The 16649-nt window shown below is 72.3% G+C and carries 16 protein-coding genes and 2 pseudogenes; 4 read left to right on the forward strand and 14 right to left on the reverse strand.

What is annotated here, in order from left to right; translation table 11 throughout:
- From PV343_RS29215 to PV343_RS29245, 7 genes and pseudogenes are all read right to left on the reverse strand, one after another.
- Positions 1–890, reverse strand: a pseudogene (locus PV343_RS29215) (5,6-dimethylbenzimidazole synthase); the annotation flags it as partial.
- A gap of 345 nt (positions 891–1235) precedes the next feature.
- Complete coding sequence (gene cbiE, locus PV343_RS29220) at positions 1236–2462, reverse strand: precorrin-6y C5,15-methyltransferase (decarboxylating) subunit CbiE (protein ID WP_319149996.1); 1227 nt, start codon at positions 2460–2462, stop codon at positions 1236–1238.
- Between the two features lie 134 nt (positions 2463–2596).
- Entirely contained in the window at positions 2597–3220 is a 624-nt protein-coding gene (locus tag PV343_RS29225; RefSeq protein ID WP_319149997.1) for a GNAT family N-acetyltransferase, read from the reverse strand.
- A gap of 188 nt (positions 3221–3408) precedes the next feature.
- Entirely contained in the window at positions 3409–4242 is an 834-nt protein-coding gene (locus PV343_RS29230) for a MetQ/NlpA family ABC transporter substrate-binding protein (RefSeq protein WP_319149999.1), read from the reverse strand.
- A gap of 73 nt (positions 4243–4315) precedes the next feature.
- A complete protein-coding gene (locus tag PV343_RS29235) occupies positions 4316–5056 on the reverse strand; it encodes a methionine ABC transporter permease (protein WP_319150000.1) in 741 nt (246 codons plus the stop codon).
- Positions 5053–6087, reverse strand: coding sequence for a methionine ABC transporter ATP-binding protein (locus tag PV343_RS29240; RefSeq protein WP_319150001.1), 1035 nt, complete (start codon positions 6085–6087; stop codon positions 5053–5055). The genes PV343_RS29235 and PV343_RS29240 overlap by 4 nt, the downstream gene beginning before the upstream one ends.
- A 393-nt stretch (positions 6088–6480) precedes the next feature.
- Complete coding sequence (locus tag PV343_RS29245; protein ID WP_319150003.1) at positions 6481–7131, reverse strand: HAD family hydrolase; 651 nt, start codon at positions 7129–7131, stop codon at positions 6481–6483.
- Positions 7132–7200: 69 nt separating this feature from the next.
- Here PV343_RS29245 and PV343_RS29250 point away from each other — a divergent pair, with 69 nt between their 5' ends.
- Both PV343_RS29250 and PV343_RS29255 read left to right on the forward strand, forming a co-directional pair.
- Positions 7201–7560 carry a hypothetical protein gene (locus PV343_RS29250; protein ID WP_319150005.1) on the forward strand — a complete coding sequence of 120 codons (360 nt, stop codon included), beginning with the start codon at positions 7201–7203 and terminating at the stop codon, positions 7558–7560.
- Between the two features lies 1 nt (position 7561).
- Positions 7562–7981 (forward strand): hypothetical protein, encoded by a 420-nt coding sequence (locus PV343_RS29255; protein ID WP_319150112.1) that lies wholly within the window; start codon positions 7562–7564, stop codon positions 7979–7981.
- Here the strand turns inward: PV343_RS29255 and PV343_RS29260 are convergent.
- The 3 genes from PV343_RS29260 to PV343_RS29270 form a co-directional block, all read right to left on the reverse strand.
- Positions 7971–8468, reverse strand: coding sequence for a GNAT family N-acetyltransferase (locus PV343_RS29260; protein WP_319150006.1), 498 nt, complete (start codon positions 8466–8468; stop codon positions 7971–7973). The two genes, PV343_RS29255 and PV343_RS29260, sit on opposite strands and share 11 nt — an antisense overlap.
- Before the next feature lie 45 nt (positions 8469–8513).
- Positions 8514–9020 carry a sigma-70 family RNA polymerase sigma factor gene (locus PV343_RS29265; protein WP_319150007.1) on the reverse strand — a complete coding sequence of 169 codons (507 nt, stop codon included), beginning with the start codon at positions 9018–9020 and terminating at the stop codon, positions 8514–8516.
- 92 nt (positions 9021–9112) lie between these two features.
- Complete coding sequence (locus tag PV343_RS29270) at positions 9113–10288, reverse strand: glycerophosphodiester phosphodiesterase (RefSeq protein ID WP_319150008.1); 1176 nt, start codon at positions 10286–10288, stop codon at positions 9113–9115.
- A 418-nt stretch (positions 10289–10706) separates the two neighbouring features.
- Between PV343_RS29270 and PV343_RS29275 the strand changes: the two genes are divergently transcribed.
- On the forward strand, positions 10707–11336 hold the full coding sequence (locus PV343_RS29275) for a lysophospholipid acyltransferase family protein (RefSeq protein WP_319150113.1): 630 nt from the start codon (positions 10707–10709) through the stop codon (positions 11334–11336).
- 79 nt (positions 11337–11415) lie between these two features.
- Here the strand turns inward: PV343_RS29275 and PV343_RS29280 are convergent, their stop codons facing one another.
- From PV343_RS29280 to argH, 4 genes are all read right to left on the reverse strand, one after another.
- On the reverse strand, positions 11416–12939 hold the full coding sequence (locus PV343_RS29280; protein WP_319150009.1) for an MFS transporter: 1524 nt from the start codon (positions 12937–12939) through the stop codon (positions 11416–11418).
- Positions 12936–13502: a TetR/AcrR family transcriptional regulator gene (locus tag PV343_RS29285; protein WP_319150010.1), complete on the reverse strand. Its 567-nt coding sequence runs from the start codon at positions 13500–13502 to the stop codon at positions 12936–12938. The genes PV343_RS29280 and PV343_RS29285 overlap by 4 nt, the downstream gene beginning before the upstream one ends.
- Positions 13503–13626: 124 nt before the next feature.
- Positions 13627–14598 carry an aldo/keto reductase gene (locus PV343_RS29290; protein WP_319150011.1) on the reverse strand — a complete coding sequence of 324 codons (972 nt, stop codon included), beginning with the start codon at positions 14596–14598 and terminating at the stop codon, positions 13627–13629.
- A 94-nt stretch (positions 14599–14692) separates the two neighbouring features.
- Complete coding sequence (argH, locus tag PV343_RS29295; RefSeq protein ID WP_319150013.1) at positions 14693–16126, reverse strand: argininosuccinate lyase; 1434 nt, start codon at positions 16124–16126, stop codon at positions 14693–14695.
- A gap of 214 nt (positions 16127–16340) precedes the next feature.
- Here argH and PV343_RS29300 point away from each other — a divergent pair.
- A pseudogene (locus PV343_RS29300) lies at positions 16341–16649 on the forward strand (hypothetical protein); the annotation flags it as partial.

Here is a 16649-nt window from a genome sequence, read left to right on the forward strand (position 1 = left end):
GCCTCGGCGGGCTGCTCGCCCGGCAGGCCGTGGCCGACGGGCGCGGCAGCGGCGGCCTCGGGTCCGGCCGGCGCCTGGACGGGCCCGGGCGTCTGGCCCGGGACGCCCTGGGCGGCGTACACGCCGTCGTGACCGTGGGCGGCCTGCGTGCCGTCGTGCGCGTGCACGTCCTGGGCCTGCTGCTGGATCGCGGCGGCCTCCTCGGCCGGTGCCTGCGCGGCGGCCTGGATGACGAGTCGGGCCATGGTGGCCTGGGCGGCGTCCGGGGCCTCGGCGACGGGCTGCGCGCCGGCCGGACTAACCGTTTCGGCAGCCGGGGCCTCCGCGCCGACCTGGGCCACGGCGGGTGCCGCGCCCCAGGGAGCGGCGTTCTGCGGGGCCATGTCGCGCAGCGGCTGGGCGTCGAGGTACTCGGGCCCGGCCGGGGCCGGACCCGGCTGCCGCACCGGAGCTCCCGCGGGGCCGCGGTCGGCGAGGGAGCGGACCGGGCTGGCGGAGGCGTCGGGGATCGGCGGGCCGAGGTGCAGCGGCCGGCGCGGCGGCTGGGCCGCGGCCACCGGGTCGTGCGGGGCCGACAGGATGGGGGACGGCGGCACCGACGCCGGAGCGCTGGGCAGCCGGACGCCGTTGAGGTCGACCGAACCGCTGTCCCGGCCCGCGGTCTCGTGCGGGCCCGGCTCGTGGACGGCCTCGACGACCGGTTCCGGAGCCGGTGGCGGTACCTCGTTGCCCCACGCGCCCTGGGCACCCGGCAGCAGCAGGTCTTCGTCCTCGGCGGGTGCCTCGGAGAGGTAGGTGTACGCGCCGCCGTGCGCGGAGGCGCCCGGCTGTTCCACCATGCCTGCGCTCTCCGGCTGTCCCTCGCCCGGGATCTGGCCGGTGTCCGTCATGCGTACCCCTCGCCCATCGGTTAGTGCTCCTACGACCAGCTCACCCGGAACGGCGCACCGACCGCCCCGTAGTGAAGAACGAGCGTGCGTGCCCAGCGGCACGAACGACCCGCCCAAAAAAGGCGACAAAGCCATTCAATGGCATTGTCCCGGCCGTTCCGCCGTCGCGACAGCATGATCCGCGACAGTCCGCTGTGGACTGCGCCACGTTGCGCGTCCTCGGGTTCTGCCGTACCACACCCGCCCTAAACGGGGCGCGTTTTCCGGACATTGGCGAACGAAGTTCCGGGCCACCGGTGCGGTGCAACGATCGGCCAGCCTACCGCGCGCGGTACGACAACAGGATCACGGGGCGCGATCCGGCAGAACCCCGCTGAGCAGGAACGCCACGTTCCGCTCGGTCTCCGTCCAGGCCCTCGTGTCGAGTTCGACGGACTGCATCAGGGCGCACTCGACGCGGTACCCGTGTTCGGTCAGCCCGCGGCCGACGAGTTCGGCCTCGTCGCGGGTCGCGGCGTGGGTCACGATGCGCTGCGGGCGGCGGTCGGCGACCGCGGAGACCACGGCCGCTCCCCCGCCGCCGACGCGGACGACGTCCGGTTCGGGCAGGTTCTCCAGGACGTGCGGGGCGGTTCCCTCCACCACGTGGAGCTGGACGCCGAAGCGGCGCGCGACCGCCTCGGCGCGGGCGCAGGACTCGGGGCGCCGGTCGACGGCGATGACGGCGGCCCCGGCGCGGGCGGCCTCTCCGGCGAACGCGCCGCTGCCGCAGCCGATGTCCCAGACGAGGTCGCCGACCCGGGGGCCGAGCCGGGCGAGTTGGGCGGCCCGGAGCAGCTGGGTCTCGCCCTCGCCGAGGCCGCCGTACGCGGCGTACTCCTCGTCGGGACGCACCCAGCCGCGCGGGCCCGCCGCCGGGTCGCGGCCGGCGAACCAGCCGCTGCCCTCGGCCGGGGCGCCCGGGCCGCCGGACCCACCGATGACGATGACGACGTTCGGGTCGCGCCAGCTGTGGTCGGCGGCGTTGTCGGAGGTGACCACGGCGACCCGCTCGTGCTCGGTGCCCAGTTCCTCGCAGATGACGAAGGTCCGGTGGACCCCGTCCAGCAGCAGGCCGAGTTCGGCGGGACCGGCGCCCGGCGCGGTGAGTACGGCGACCTTGGTGTGGGCGCGGCACACGTTCACCGCCCGGCGCAGGGTGCGCGGGTGGGCGACGACCACCTGGGCGTCGTCCCAGGGCATGCCGGCCCGGGCGAAGGCCGCGGCCACGGAGGAGACGGCGGGGACGACCTCGACCTCGAGGCCGAACTCGGGCGCGCGCAGGGTCCGTACGACGCCGAAGAAGCCGGGGTCGCCGTCGGCGAAGACGACGGCGGTGCCGCGGTGGGCGGCGATGCGACGGGCGGCCAGCGGGACGCTGCCGAGGCGGATGCGCTCGGCGCCGGGCGGGACGCCGGGCAGTGCGAGGTGGTGGGCGGCGCCGGCCACCAGCGTGGCGGCACCGAGGGCGCCGCGTGCCGCGTCGGTCAGCGGCGAGCCGTCCCAGCCGATCACCGTGACCCGGTCGGCCATCGTCGTCAGTCTCCAGGTTCGCGCGGGTCGTCAGGTGCAGGTGGCCCGAGGGGGCCCGGTGAGCGTATCCGCCCGGGCCGGCGAGCGTGCTCCCGGGGCTCCGCCGGACGCGGCCCCCGGTGGGCCGGGGCGGGTCAGTTCCAGTCGGAGTAGGTGTCGGCGAGCTGCTCGTCGGCGCCCTCCAGGTCCTCCGGGAGGAGGCTCCAGACGATGAAGTCGGTGCGTACGTCGCTCCAGGTGCCGTCGTCGGAGCGGTGGTGGACTATGCAGGCGTTGCGCAGCACGCCCTCGCTGATGCAGCCGATCTTCTGGGCGACCTGCTGGGAGGCGGTGTTGTCGGCGGCGGTGCGGATCTCGATGCGCTCGAACTTCTGGTCGCCGAGCAGCCATTGCGCGGTGGCGAGGGCGGCCTCCGAGGCGTAGCCCTCGCCGCGGGCCCAGGGGGCGATGATGTACGACAGCTCGGTGGCGCGGATGCGCCAGTTGGTCTGGGTGAGCTGGACGATGCCGACCAGGCGCTGGGTCAGGAACTCGGTGACGGCGAGGTCCAGGCCCCGGCCGGCGGCGCGCTCGGAGGGCGCGTACTCGGTGATCCAGCCGCGGGCGCCGTTCTCGGTGAACGGCTGGGGGACGTCGGTCCAGGCGGCGACCTGCTCGTCGTTCATCATCTCGGCCAGGGCGGGCACGTCGTCCTCGTCGAGGGGACGCAGCACCAACCGCTCCGTGCTGATGGAGATGTTGGGGAAGGTGCTCGTCATGCGCCGCTCCGTAACCTTCGGAAATAACGTGGGGGACCGTCAGGACCCCGCAGTGCCCTGCTGAACTGCCCAGCATGCAGCATGAAACCACTGAACCGTACGACGGGGCCCACTCCGGGTGAGGGAGTGGACCCCGTGCGTGGCGATACGCGGTATACGCCCTGTCGGACGACCCGTCAGGAGATCGGTCAGAAGGAGGGGATGACCGAGCCCTGGTACTTGTCCTCGATGAACTTCTTGACCTCGGGCGAGGTGAGGAGCGTGGCGAGCTTCTTCACGCGCGGGTCCTTCTCGTTGCCCTTCTTGACGGCGAGGAGGTTGCCGTAGGGGTTGTTCTTCGCGGACTCCAGGACGAGCGCGTCCTTCGCCGGCTTCAGTCCCGCGGAGATGGCGTAGTTGCCGTTGACCACCGCGGCGTCCACGTCCTCCAGGGAGCGCGGGGTCTGGGCCGCCTCGACCTCCTTGAACGTGAGGTTCTTGGGGTTCTTGGCGATGTCCTGCGGGGTGGCCTGGTCCGCGGAGCCCGTCTTGAGGGTGATGAGCCCGTTGGCCGCGAGCAGCTTGAGGGCGCGGGACTCGTTGTCGGCGTCGTTGGGGACGGCGACGGTCGCGCCGCTCCTGAGCGCGTCCGTGCTCTTGACCTTGTGGGAGTACAGGCCGAGGGGCTCCAGGTGAACGGTGACGACGGGCACGATGTCGGTGCCGCGCTTCTTGTCGAAGTCGTCCAGGTAGGGCTTGGTCTGGAAGTAGTTGGCGCCCACCGAGCCGTCCTGGGTGGCGGTGTTCGGGACGATGTAGTCCTGGAACTCCTTGACCTCCAGGTCGAGGCCCGCCTTCTTCGCCAGGTTCTTCTTGACGAAGTTCAGGATCTCGGCGTGCGGGGTCGGGCTCGCCGCGACGACCAGCGGGCCGCTGTAGTCGGAGGCGGTGGAGGAGCCCTTGTCCGAGCCGCAGGCGCTGAGTCCGAGGGTGAGGGCTCCGGCGGCGAGGACGGCGGTGGTGAGCTTGGCGGTGTTACGCACGAAAAGTGCCTTTCCTTATGGGTGGTGCTGCCCCGTCGTGGGTGTACGGGGGAGTTCTGGGGAGCGAGGCGGCTCAGGCGGCCTTGCTCACGTCGGCGCGGGCGGGCTCGGGCTCGGCCCTGAGCAGGCGCAGCCTGGGCGCCGGGCCCGAGTGGCCGCCGCGGCCGTGCAGCGCGCGGGCCGCGTAGTCGCCGGCGAACTGGATGAGGGAGATGACCACGGCCAGGATCGCGACGGTGATCCACATCAACTGGGTCTCGAAGCGCTGGTAGCCGTAGCGGATGGCGATGTCGCCGAGGCCCCCCGCGCCGACCGTGCCGGCCATGGCGGAGTAGCCGATGAGCGCGACGATCGTGGTGGTGGTGCTGGAGATCAGGGAGGGCAGCGACTCGGGCACGAGGACCTTGCGGACGACCGTCCAGGTGTTGCCGCCCATCGACTGCACGGCCTCGACCAGTCCGCCGTCCACTTCGCGGACGGCGGTCTCGACGAGACGGGCGAAGAACGGGATGGCGCCGACGGCGAGCGGCACGATGGCGGCCTCGCGGCCGATGGTGGTGCCGGTGAGGGAGCGGGTGAAGCCCATCAGCGCGACCATCAGGATGATGAACGGCAGGGAGCGGGCTACGTTCACGACCTGCCCTATGACCTTGTTCGCGACGACGTTCTGGAGCAGTCCGCCGCGGTCGGTGAGGACCAGCAGGATGCCGAGCGGGAGCCCGCCGACGACGGCGATGAGCGTGGCCCAGCCCACCATGTAGAGCGTGTCCCAGCTCGCCTGCGACAGCAGCGGCTGCATCTCGGACCAGGTCACTTGGCACCTTCCTTCACCAGCAGGGGCTCCTCGCCCACGACGTCGATCTGCAGGCCCTGCTCGCGCAGGAAGCCGACGGGCACCACGTTGTCCTCGTAGCGGCCGGGCAGTTCGATGCGCATGCGGCCGATCTGGAGGCCGCCGACGGTGTCGATGGCGGCGCCGAGGATCGAGATGTCGATGTTGTAGGTGCGCGAGAGCTGGGAGATGACGGGCTGGGTGGCGGCCTCGCCGTGGAAGGTGACGTCGAGGACGGTCCGGTCGGCGCCCGTGGCCTCGCCGCCCACGGGGAACAGCGCGGCGGCCAGTTCGGAGCCGGGGGTGCCCAGCAGCTCGGTGACGGTGCCGGACTCCACGATCCTGCCGTTCTCCATGAGGGCGGCGGAGTCGCAGATCGACTTCACGACGTCCATCTCGTGGGTGATGAGCAGGACGGTCAGGCCGAGCTGCCGGTTCAGGTCGCGCAGCAGCTGGAGGATCGAGCGGGTGGTCTCGGGGTCGAGGGCGCTGGTGGCCTCGTCGGAGAGCAGCACCTTGGGGTCGCCGGCCAGGGCGCGGGCGATGCCGACGCGCTGCTTCTGGCCGCCGGAGAGCTGGGCGGGGTGGGCCTTGGCCTTGTCGGCGAGGCCGACCAGGTCGAGCAGTTCCAGGGCCTTGCGGGAGCGTTCCCTGCCGGACTTGCCGAGGATCTCCAGCGGCAGCTCGACGTTGTCCTGCACGGTCCGCGAGGAGAGCAGGTTGAAGTGCTGGAAGACCATGCCGATGTGGCTGCGCGCCCGGCGCAGTTCGCGGCCGGCGCGGGAGCCGCGCCCGGCGAGGGCGGTGAGGTCCTGTCCGGCGACCGTCACGGTGCCGGCGGTGGGGCGCTCCAGCAGGTTGACGCAGCGGATGAGCGAGGACTTCCCGGCGCCGGACTGGCCGATGACGCCGTAGACCTCGCCTTCGCGGACGTGAAGATCGACGCCGTCGAGGGCGGTGACCTCGCGGCCGTGGGAGCGGTAGACCTTGGTGAGGCCCGATGTGGTGATCACAGGGTTTCCGTCACTGTCGAGTGTCCGGGCGCGGGTGGGCCCGGGCACGGTGTGTTCGTGCGCTCTGTCGGGGGCGCTGCACGGTTCTCGGACACGGTCGACCAGGGAGAACGTCGTGTGCGCGGGGCGGCCTCGGTGCACGGCCGACCGGAGTCGGGCGGCGGACAGGCCACGGCTCTCGCTTCGGGGCGCGAGGCTCAGGTGGTGCGGGGGCCCTCTAGAAGGCGCACATTCGACACGGACACATACAACGAGCACCGGGCGTCGTGGTCGCCTCGGTCGCAAGGATGCGGCTGCTCGTCGTGGTCATGAGAAACAGTAAAGCAGACGTTTGCTGCTGACCGGTCACCGCTGTCCGCATACTGGACCGCGGTGGACACCCGCGGTCCCGGGTCAGCCCCGGACGGAGATCTCCAGTCCCCGGTGGGTGACCAGTGCCGACAGGGCGGACAGGTTCTCCACCACCAGGTCGGCGTCCAGCTCGTGCGCCGGGTGGGTCGTGGCCAGGGCCACGGTGGTCATGCCGGCCGCGCGGCCGGCCCGCAGCCCGGCGGGGGCGTCCTCGAAGACCACGCAGTGGGCGGGGTCGACGCCCAGCTGCCGGGCGGCGAGCAGATAGGGCTCGGGGTCGGGCTTGCCGCGGGTGACGTCGTCGGCGCTGACCAGGATCTTCGGCGTGATGCCGACGGCGCCGAGGCGGGCCTCCGCGAGGCGGCCGGTGGCGGAGGTGACGACGGCCCAGCGGTCGGCGGGCAGGGAGTCCAGGAAGTCCCGGGTGCCGGGCAGCAACCGCACGCCGCCGTTGGGCACGTCCTCCACCTCGAGCTGCTCGACCCGGGCGACCGCCTCGGGCACCAGCCGGGCGGGCAGCAGGTCGCCGACTATCTCCACCGCGGTCCGCCCGTGCAGCTCCACGCGCCCGAACTCCTCGGCCGTGATCCCGTACTCCCGCGCCCAGCGCGTCCAGCAGCGCTCGACGGATGCGAGGGAGGAGACCAGGGTGCCGTCGTTGTCGAACAGAAGGGCATGTGCGTGGATCGTCATGGTCTAGACCCTACGGCGTACGGCGGGGGCGACGGCTCGGGGCCGTTTGCGCCGTAATAGGGTCTCGGCATGCTCAATGCCCTGACGCTGGTGACCGGTGTCGCCGCGCTGCTGCTCGCCGCCTGGTGCGGCTGGGCCGCCTACCGGGACCAGCCGACCAAGGACTGGCACTTCATCGGCATGGCCGTGGTGTCCCTGCTGGCCCTGGCGCAGCTGGTCGTCGGCATCGTGCAGCTCGCGCGGGGCGAGAAGCCCGAGCAGGGCACGGCGATCTTCGTGGCGTATCTGCTGGGCGCGTTCGCGTGCGTGCCCGCGGCGGGCTTCATGTCGCTGGCCGAGCGGACCCGCTGGGGCTCGGTGACGGTGGCGGCCGGCGGTGTGGTGCTGGCGGTGCTCGAGGTGCGGCTCTATGACATCTGGGGAGGCTGAGGTGACCGCGGTGGAGGAGAAGCGGGCCCGGTTGATCACCGGGCCGGGCATGCTGCTCGTCTGGTTCTACGGCGTGATGGTGGTCGGCGCGGTGTCACGCTCGGTGTACCAGATCGCGACGGACTTCGGCCGGGCGCCGCTGGCCTACTCGCTCTCCGCGGTGGCGGGGGTCGTGTACGGCTTCATCACGTACACGCTGATCCGCGGCGGCGAGCGGGCCCGCAGGGCGGCACTGGTGTGCTGTGCCGCCGAGCTGGCGGGCGTGCTGGTCGTCGGCACCTGGACGCTGGCCGACCCGTCGGCCTTCCCGGACGCGACGGTCTGGTCCGACTACGGCATGGGCTACGTGTTCATCCCGGTGCTGCTGCCGCTGTCGGCCCTGTACTGGCTGCGCAGGTCGCGCACGGCCGTCACGCCGTAGTCGCGTACGTGCCCGCCCGCTTCTCCAGGATGATCAGCTCCACGCCGTCGGCGCCGGTGGACCGGCCCACCGTCTCGTAGCCGACCCGGCGGTAGAGCCGGAGGTTGCCCTCGCTGCGGTGGCCGGTGTGCAGACGGAAGCGGGTGGCCCCGCGCTGCTCGGCGAGGGCCGTCTCGGCCGCGCGGAGCAGCCGGGCGCCGATGCCGTGACCCTGCAGGCGCGGGTGGACGCAGAGCTTGCCGATGGCGGCGGCGCCGTCCTCGGTGACCTTGCCGCGCACCGAGCCGACCACCTCCTCACCGAGCCGGGCGACGAAGACGCAGTCGGCGGCCACTTCCTCGCGGACCGAGTCGAGGCTCTGGACGAGCGGGTCGATGCGGTAGTTGCCGTACAGCGCCGCCTCCCTCTGGAAGCACAGGTACTGGAGCCTGAAGATCTGCTCCGCGTCCTGCTCGGTCGCCACCGAGATGGTCACGCTCATGCCCATGTGCGCACGCCTCCCGCTCACCTGATCACCGGTCGTCCCCCACTCCTATCCCCGCGCTTCGCGGGCCGCAACCTCCGGCGGGAGCAAACGACGCAGACATCCGAGACATCTGGAGCGTTCAGGTCCGAGACTGCCCTGTGAGATACCCAACTCCCCCGCGATCTCCCGGTATGTGAGGTCTCTCGGAGAGAGCAGCGCCTCCATGAGGCGGGGGCAGCGGCCGGGCAGCCGGCGGACCGCGTCGCGCAGGGCGCGGTGCCGGGCCGCGCTCAGCGCGAGCTGCTCGGGACCGGGGCGGCCCTCGTCGACCGGCTCCGCGCCGTAAGGGCGTTCGTGCCGGCGGGTGCGGCGGCTGCGCCGCGCCTCGGCGCGGACGGCCCTGCGCAGCCAGCCCTGCGGGTCCGCCGGGGGCTCGCCGGTCTCCAGCCGCTCCAGGAGGCGGAGCCAGACGGCCTGCTCCAGGTCCCCCGGCTCGCCTCCCGAGGCGTGTGCCTCGGCCGAGGCCTCGGCGGTGAGCAGGGGGCGCAGGGCGGCCACGAGGTCGTGCGTCATGTGCGCAACGACGCGCCGTCCCGGCGGCGGGTTTCCGGGACGGCGCACAGCCACCCGAACGGGTGCGCTGAGCCCGGCGAATTGACGCAGGCTCAGCCGGCCAGGAAGTCGGCGCGGGCGAGCACGCCGGTGTCGGCGTTGTCGGTGAAGACGCCGTCGATGCCGGTCGCGAAGTAGGTCCGGAACGCGCCGAAGGCGTCGCCGTAGGCGTCGGCCGCGGTGCCCTTGCGGTACTCGGCCGGGAGGAAGGGGTTCTCGTTGCGCATGGTGTAGGGGTGCAGGATCAGCCCCACCTTGTGCGCGTCGGCGACCAGGGTGGTCGGCGAGGCGAGGGTGCCGTCGGCGTTCTTCGGGATGACCAGGTCGAGCGTGGGGCCGATGCCCTGCGCGTAGCCGGCGATCTCCCGCAGGCCCTTGGGCGTGATCAGGTCGGCGACCGTGCGCGGGTCGCCCGACTCGACGAAGTCGTAGGGGCGGCTGCCGGCCGAGGAGAGCAGGACGACGAGCGGGTTGTCGACGAGCCGGCTCAGCTTCTGGATGCTGGTGGGCTCGAAGGACTGCAGGATGACGGGCGCGTTCCGGCCGTCCTTGCCGTGCTTGCGCAGCAGCTTCGCGACCCGCTCCTCCAGGCCGAGGCCGAGCCCCCGGAAATAGGTGGGGTGCTTGGTCTCGGGGTAGATCCACACCTGCCGGCCGCGCTTGCGGGTCTGCTCGTCCTGCCACTTCAGGACCTCTTCGAAGGTGGGGATCTCCCAGCGCCCGTTGTAGAGCGTGTTGTGCGGGCGGTTGGCCGGGATGCGCTCGACCGCGCGCAGGGTCTTCAGCTCGGCGAGCGTGAAGTCCTCGGTGAACCAGCCGGTGGTGGAGACGCCGTCGAGCACCTTGGTGGTCCGGCGGCCGGCGAACTCGGGGTGCGAGGCGACGTCCGTGGTGCCGCCGATCTCCGGCTCGTGCCGGCAGACCAGGTGGCCGTCCTTGGTGGGCACCAGGTCGCCGGCCTCCACCACGTCCGCGCCGAGGTCGAGGGCCAGCTCGTACGAGCCGAAGGTGTGCTCGGGGCGGTAGCCGCTGGCACCGCGGTGGCCGATGATCGTCGGCACCGGCAGCCCCTTGAGGCCGCGGCCGCCGTTCGCGGCCGTCCGGGTGCCGGCCGCCTGGGCGGTACCGGGCAGTCCGAGGACCGCTCCGCCCGCGCCGAGCACCGCGGCGCCGAGGAGCGCCCGTCGTGCCGTCGTCCGCGTCTGCTCGTTCACCCGGTCGCTGTCCATGCGCGTCTCCTGCCGTCGGCCTTCGGTGCGGCCCGATCGTAGGGGCGTGTACATGACTGACGGGAGACCCTCGCGCGAACGCCCGGGTGCCGCCGGATGGCCGGTGGGCGGCGGGAGATGACGGTCCGTCGGCAGCGGAGCCGCATCGGGAGGCGAGGTCCGGGTAGCCGGAGAGCGAGGGCTCCGCGCGATGTCCGTCACATCGTCACCGGGGGGTCACCGCCGGGCTCCGGCGCGTCACCGCAGGTAAACCCGTGTCAACAATGAGTAAGACCTCGGTGAACCGGGCTCACCCGATGTGCGCTTCCCCCGGGGCCGCGAGTAATGTCCTCACCTGCACAGACTCATATCGCTCCCCTCGACATCGGAGGACCCGTTGTCCCGCTTCGCGCTCATCAAGGCAGTGCTCGGACCGATCATGCGCCTGATGTTCCGTCTTCGGGCGGAGGGTGTGGAGAACATCCCGGGCGAGGGCCCGGTGATCCTCGCGGGCAACCACCTGACCTTCATCGACTCGATGATCCTGCCGCTGGTCTGCGACCGTCAGGTCGTCTTCATCGGCAAGGACGAGTACGTCACCGGCAAGGGCCTCAAGGGCCGTCTGATGGCCTGGTTCTTCACCGGCGTCGGCATGGTCCCGGTGGACCGGGACGGCGCCAACGGCGGTGTCGCGGCGCTGATGACCGGCCGCCGCATCCTGGAGGAGGGCCGGATCTTCGGCATCTACCCCGAGGGCACCCGCTCCCCCGACGGCCGTCTGTACCGCGGCCGCACCGGCATCGCCCGCCTCACGCTGATGACGGGCGCGCCGGTGGTCCCCTTCGCCATGATCGGCACGGACAAGCTGCAGCCGGGCGGCTCGGGGATGCCGCGTCCGGGCCGGGTGACCGTGCGCTTCGGCGAGGCGATGGAGTTCTCGCGGTACGAGGGGATGGACCGGGACCGCTACGTGCTGCGGGCCGTGACCGACTCCGTCATGACCGAGGTCATGCGACTGTCCGGCCAGGAGTACGTCGACATGTACGCGACCAAGGCGAAGGCGGCCTAGGAGCCGCCCACCCCTGGACGCGCGGCGGGCGCCACGCGGCAGCCCCCGGGCTCCGGACCACCGGTCACCGGGCGTCGGCTCAGCCGGCGCCCTCCAGCTTCTGTCCCCTCAGCAGGAACCACGCGGCCGCCGCCGTCGCCAGCAGGACCACCGCACCGGCGCCCGAGGCCAGTTGCAGGCCGTGGACGAAGGCGTCCCGGGCCGCCGTGAGCAGCTCCTCCGCGCGGTGCGGGGGCATGTCCGCCGACGCCTGGACGGCGGCGCCCAGCGACTCGTGCGCCTCGGCCGGGGTGCCGGACGGGCCCGCGAAGCCCCGGTAGACACCGGTCACGATGGAACCCAGCAGCGCGATGCCCAGGGCCGCGCCCAGCTCGTACGCCGTCTCGGAGACCGCCGAGGCGGCGCCCGCCTGGTCCCGCGGGACGCTGGAGAGGATGACGTCGGCCGTCACCGTGAAGGAGAAGCCGGCGCCGACACCGACCACCAGCAGCGCCGCGCCGAGGACCGGGTAGCCCGTCGTCCGGCCGAGGGTCGTGAGCACGGCGAGGGCCACGCCGACGGCGGCCAGGCCGCCGGAGACCACCACGCGCACCGTGAGCCGGCGGGCCGCGCGGCCCGCGACCAGACCGGCCGCCACCGCGCCGACCGCGGCGGGCAGTTCGGCCAGGCCCGCCTCGAACGGGCTCCTGCCCTGCACCAGTTGCAGGTACTGGGAGAGGAAGAACACCAGGCCGGACATGCCCAGCACGGTCAGCAGGTCGGCGAGGACCGCGCCGCTGAAGCCGCGGCGCCGGAACAGGCGCATGTCCAGCAGCGGGGCCGGCATGGTGAGCTGGCGGTGCACGAAGCCGTACAGGGCACCGGCGCCCAGCAGGCCCGTCGCGGGCGTCAGCCAGGTGAAGCCGTGGGTCGCGGCCTCCTTGACCGCGTACACCAGGGCGATCATGCCGACGAGGGAGAGCACGACGCTGACCAGGTCCCAGGGGCCGGGGTCGGGGTTGCGGGACTCGGGCAGGGTGCGGATGCCGACGAGCACCAGGACGGCCATCACCGGCAGGTTGATGAGGAAGACCGAGCCCCACCAGAAGTGTTCGAGCAGGAAGCCGCCGGCGATCGGGCCGACGGCCGTGCCCGCGGAGGCCGTCGCGCCCCAGATGCCGACGGCGAGGCTGCGCTCGCGCGGGTCGTGGAAGAGGTTGCGGATCAGGGCGAGGGTGGCGGGCATCAGGGTCGCGCCCGCGACGCCGAGCAGCGCCCGCGCCAGGATCATGAGCTCCGGCGTCGTCGCGTAGGCGTTGAGCACCGAGATCGCGCCGAACGCGGTCGCGCCGACGAGCAGGATGCGCTTGCGGCCGATGCGGTCGCCCAGGCTGCCCATGGAGACCAGCAGGCCGGCGATGACGAAGGAGTAGACGTCACCGATCCACAGCAGCTGGGTGCCGGACGGTTCGAGGTCTTCGCTGATGTAGGGGGTCGCCAGACCGAGGACGGTGGCGTCGACGGCCACCAGCAGCACGGCCAGGACGAGGACGGAGAGCGCGAGCCAGCGGCCCGGGCGCTTCTCCACCTCCGCCGCGCAGGCCGGCTGCAGGGTGCTGGTCATGATTCCTCTCTTCGTGGTGCGTCCGTGCGTCGTGCGCCGCCGAGCAGCAGCTCGACGATCATGTGGGTGAAGTCCTTGGGGGCCACGCGGCCCTCGGCGACCGCCCAGGCGCCGGAGGCCAGCAGGCCGTACAGCGCCTCGGTGAGCCAGGCGGGGGTGAGGTCGATACGGAACTCGCCGTCCTGCTGGCCGCGCCGGAAGAGGCCTGTGAGGCGTTCGTCCATGCGCGCCCAGCCCTGGTTCTGCTGCTCGCCCTCGAACAGCTGGTTCTCGGTGTAGAGGAAGGCGAGCAGGGCGGCCGAGGGCTCGATCGCCCGGACCAGGCGGCGTACCGCCTCGCCGGCGGGGCCGTCGTCCAGGCGGGCCGTGTCCAGGGCGGCCTCGCACTCCGCGATGCCGAGCGCCTCCAGCGCCCGGACGAGCGCGTCGCGCCCCGCGAAGTGCCGGTGCAGCGTGGCCCGGCTGATCCCGGCGGCCTTGGCGACTTCGTCCATGGTCGCCGTGGACTTACGGGTCAGCAGGGCGGCTGCGCTGCGCAGCACGTGGTCACGGTCCAGGGCCATGAGACAAGAGTAGACCATGTGAGACACCTTTGTCTCATCAAAGGCGTGTGTGACTCATCCCCGCTGGCCGGGGAGCGGATCGGTGCCGGGGAGCAGAGGGTCGGTGCCGGGAACCGGAGGCCGGTCAGTGCCAGGGAAGCTGTCCGCGCCGCTCCCAGTAGGCACGCGGGTCCTCGGCCAGCGCGGCGAGCCGGGCGACCTGGTCCTCGTCCAGGTCCACGGCGGCCGCGTGGAGGTTGGAGGCGAGCTGGGTGAGGGTCGCGGCGCCGGACAGGACGACGCCCGCCCACGGCTCGCGCAGGATCAGCGCGAGGGCGACGGCGTCGCAGCCGAGCGAGGTCTCCTCGGCGACGGCGCGCAGCGCGTCGGGCGCGTGCGGTGCGGCGAGCCTGCCGTTGGCCATGCCCTCCTTGACGAGGACGGTGAGCCCGGCGTCGTGCGCCTCGGCGAGCGCGGGTCCCGCCGAGGTCTCCAGGGCGTTGTACGTCGACTGGACGGTACGGAAGAGGGGCTCGCCGTCGACGGTGACCGCGAGGGCCGCGCGGATCGCGTCGGCCTGGGCGGGACCGCTGGTGGAGAAGCCCACGGTGAGCCCGCCCGCGGCGGCCTCGGCGAGCCGGGCGTGCAGCTCCTTGTCGGTGAGGGCCGGGCTGTCCGGGGTCACCGAGTGGATCTGGTAGAGGTCGAGTCGGTCGCCGAGCAGTGCGTCGGTCTCGGCGCGCTGCCGTTCGTACGTGGCCGCGCTGTGGTCCTTCACCTCGTGCTTCTCGGCGTCGGTGGACCAGCCCGCGGTGTAGGTGTAGCCCCACTTGCTGCCGACCACCACGTCGTCGAGATCGGGGCGGGCGTTCAGCCAGTCGGCGAGGAACTCCTCCGAACGGCCGTAGGAGCGGGCCACGTCGACGTAGCGGACGCCCTGGGCGTAGGCGGCGTCGAGGAGTTCGTGGGTGCGCTCGCGCAGCGCGTCGACGCTGCGGTTCTCGCCGAGGTCCCGGTCCCGGCCGAGGTTGATGTAGCCGGGACGGCCCACCGCGGCGAGGCCGAGGCCGATGTGGCAGGTGGGCGTGGTGGCGTGGGCCAGGCGGGCGAAGGGCATCGCTGGTTCCGTTCGGTCGGCTCCGTGCGGCTTGCGACCAACGTAACCCGCGACGCCCCGCGGATCCGCCCGAACCCTCGGGCGGAGGGTGCGCTCAGCCCTGTTTCTTCGCTTCCGCCCACGTGTGCTGGGCCGCCACGTCCGCCTTGACCTCGGCGAGCTGCACGGCGACCGCGCTGGGTGCCGTACCGCCGCGGCCGTCGCGGGAGGCGAGGGCGCCGGGGACGTTGAGGACGGAGCGGACCTCGGGGGTGAGGTGCGCGGAGATCTTCGCGAACTGCTCGTCCGTCAGCTCGTCCAGCTCCTTGCCCTCGGCCTCGGCGGCCTTCACGCACTCACCGGCGACCTCGTGCGCGACCCGGAACGGCACGCCCTGCTTCACCAGCCACTCGGCGATGTCGGTGGCCAGCGAGAACCCGGCCGGGGCCAGCTCCTCCATGCGCTCGCGGTGGACGGTGAGCGTGGCGACCATGCCGGTGAAGGCGGGGAGCAGCACCTCCAGCTGGTCGCAGGAGTCGAAGACCGGCTCCTTGTCCTCCTGGAGGTCGCGGTTGTAGGCGAGGGGCAGGGCCTTGAGGGTGGCCATGAGGCCGGTGAGGTTGCCGATCAGGCGCCCCGACTTGCCGCGCGCCAGCTCCGCGATGTCCGGGTTCTTCTTCTGCGGCATGATCGAGGAGCCGGTGGAGAACGCGTCGTGCAGGGTCACGAAGGAGAACTCCTTCGTGTTCCAGATGATGATCTCTTCGGAGATCCTGGAGAGGTTCACGCCGATCATCGCGGTGATGAAGGCGAACTCGGCGACGAAGTCACGGGAGGCCGTGCCGTCGATGGAGTTGCCGACACTGCCGTGCTCGAAGCCGAGGTCCTTCGCCACCGCCTCCGGGTCCAGGCCCAGGGAGGAGCCGGCGAGCGCGCCGGAGCCGTACGGCGACACGGCCGTCCGCTCGTCCCACTGGCGCAGCCGCTCGGCGTCCCGGGAGAGGGACTGGACGTGGGCCAGGACGTGGTGCGCGAAGAGGACCGGCTGGGCGTGCTGGAGGTGGGTGCGGCCGGGCATCGCCACGTCCGGGTGGGCCTCCGCGAGGCCGATCAGGGCGTCCTGGAGTTCGGCGACGAGACCGCCGATGATCCGGGCGTGGTCCCGCAGGTACATCCGGAAGAGGGTGGCGACCTGGTCGTTGCGGGAACGGCCGGCGCGCAGCTTGCCGCCGAGGTCGGGGCCGAGGCGCTCCAGGAGGCCGCGCTCCAGGGCGGTGTGGACGTCCTCGTCGGCGATGGTGCCGACGAACGAGCCGTCGGCGACGTCGGCCTCGAGCCGGTCGAGGCCGTCGAGCATGCGCGTCAGCTCGTCCTCGGTGAGCAGGCCCGCCTTGTGCAGCACGCGCGCGTGGGCACGCGAACCGGCGATGTCGTAGGGCGCGAGCCGCCAGTCGAAGTGGACGGACGCGGACAGCTTCGCCAGGGCCTCGGCGGGACCGTCGGCGAAACGGCCGCCCCAGAGCCGTACGTCACCGCTGTTGCTGCTCACTTGCGCTGCTCCTAGAGAGATACGGACAGGGAGACGCCGACCGCATGCTGCGTCACTGCATGCATGAGTATGCAGAACTCTGCATGATTCGTCAATCGAGACGACCGGTACCCCGGCTGAACGACGGCAATCGCTTTCCCGTATCTCCCACCGAGCACCGGCGCCGCAGTGATCGACGACCACCCCCGACCCACGACCCGAGTGAGGCAGTCACATGTCCAGGGCACTTCCGAAGTACAGCAAGCGTCGCGTGGCGATCATCGGAGGCGCCGCCGCCGTGGCGCTCTCGGGCGCGGTGATCGCCGGTACCGCCCTCGCCGGGCAGCCGGCCAAGGGCGACGGCACCCAGAACGCGCGCACCCTGGCGGACCCGGGCACCATCTCCTGCCCGGACGTCGCCTCCAGACTGCCCGCGGTGCCCGCATCCGCGAAGGCCGAGGTCGACCGCAACCTCGCCCTGCTCCAGACCCAGATCCAGGAAGCCAACACCCGGCTGAAGAACACCGTGGGCCAGGGCGGACCG

Origin of the sequence: Streptomyces sp. WI03-4A (assembly GCF_033792105.1) — a bacterium.
Classification (GTDB): Bacteria; Actinomycetota; Actinomycetes; order Streptomycetales; family Streptomycetaceae; genus Streptomyces; species Streptomyces collinus_A.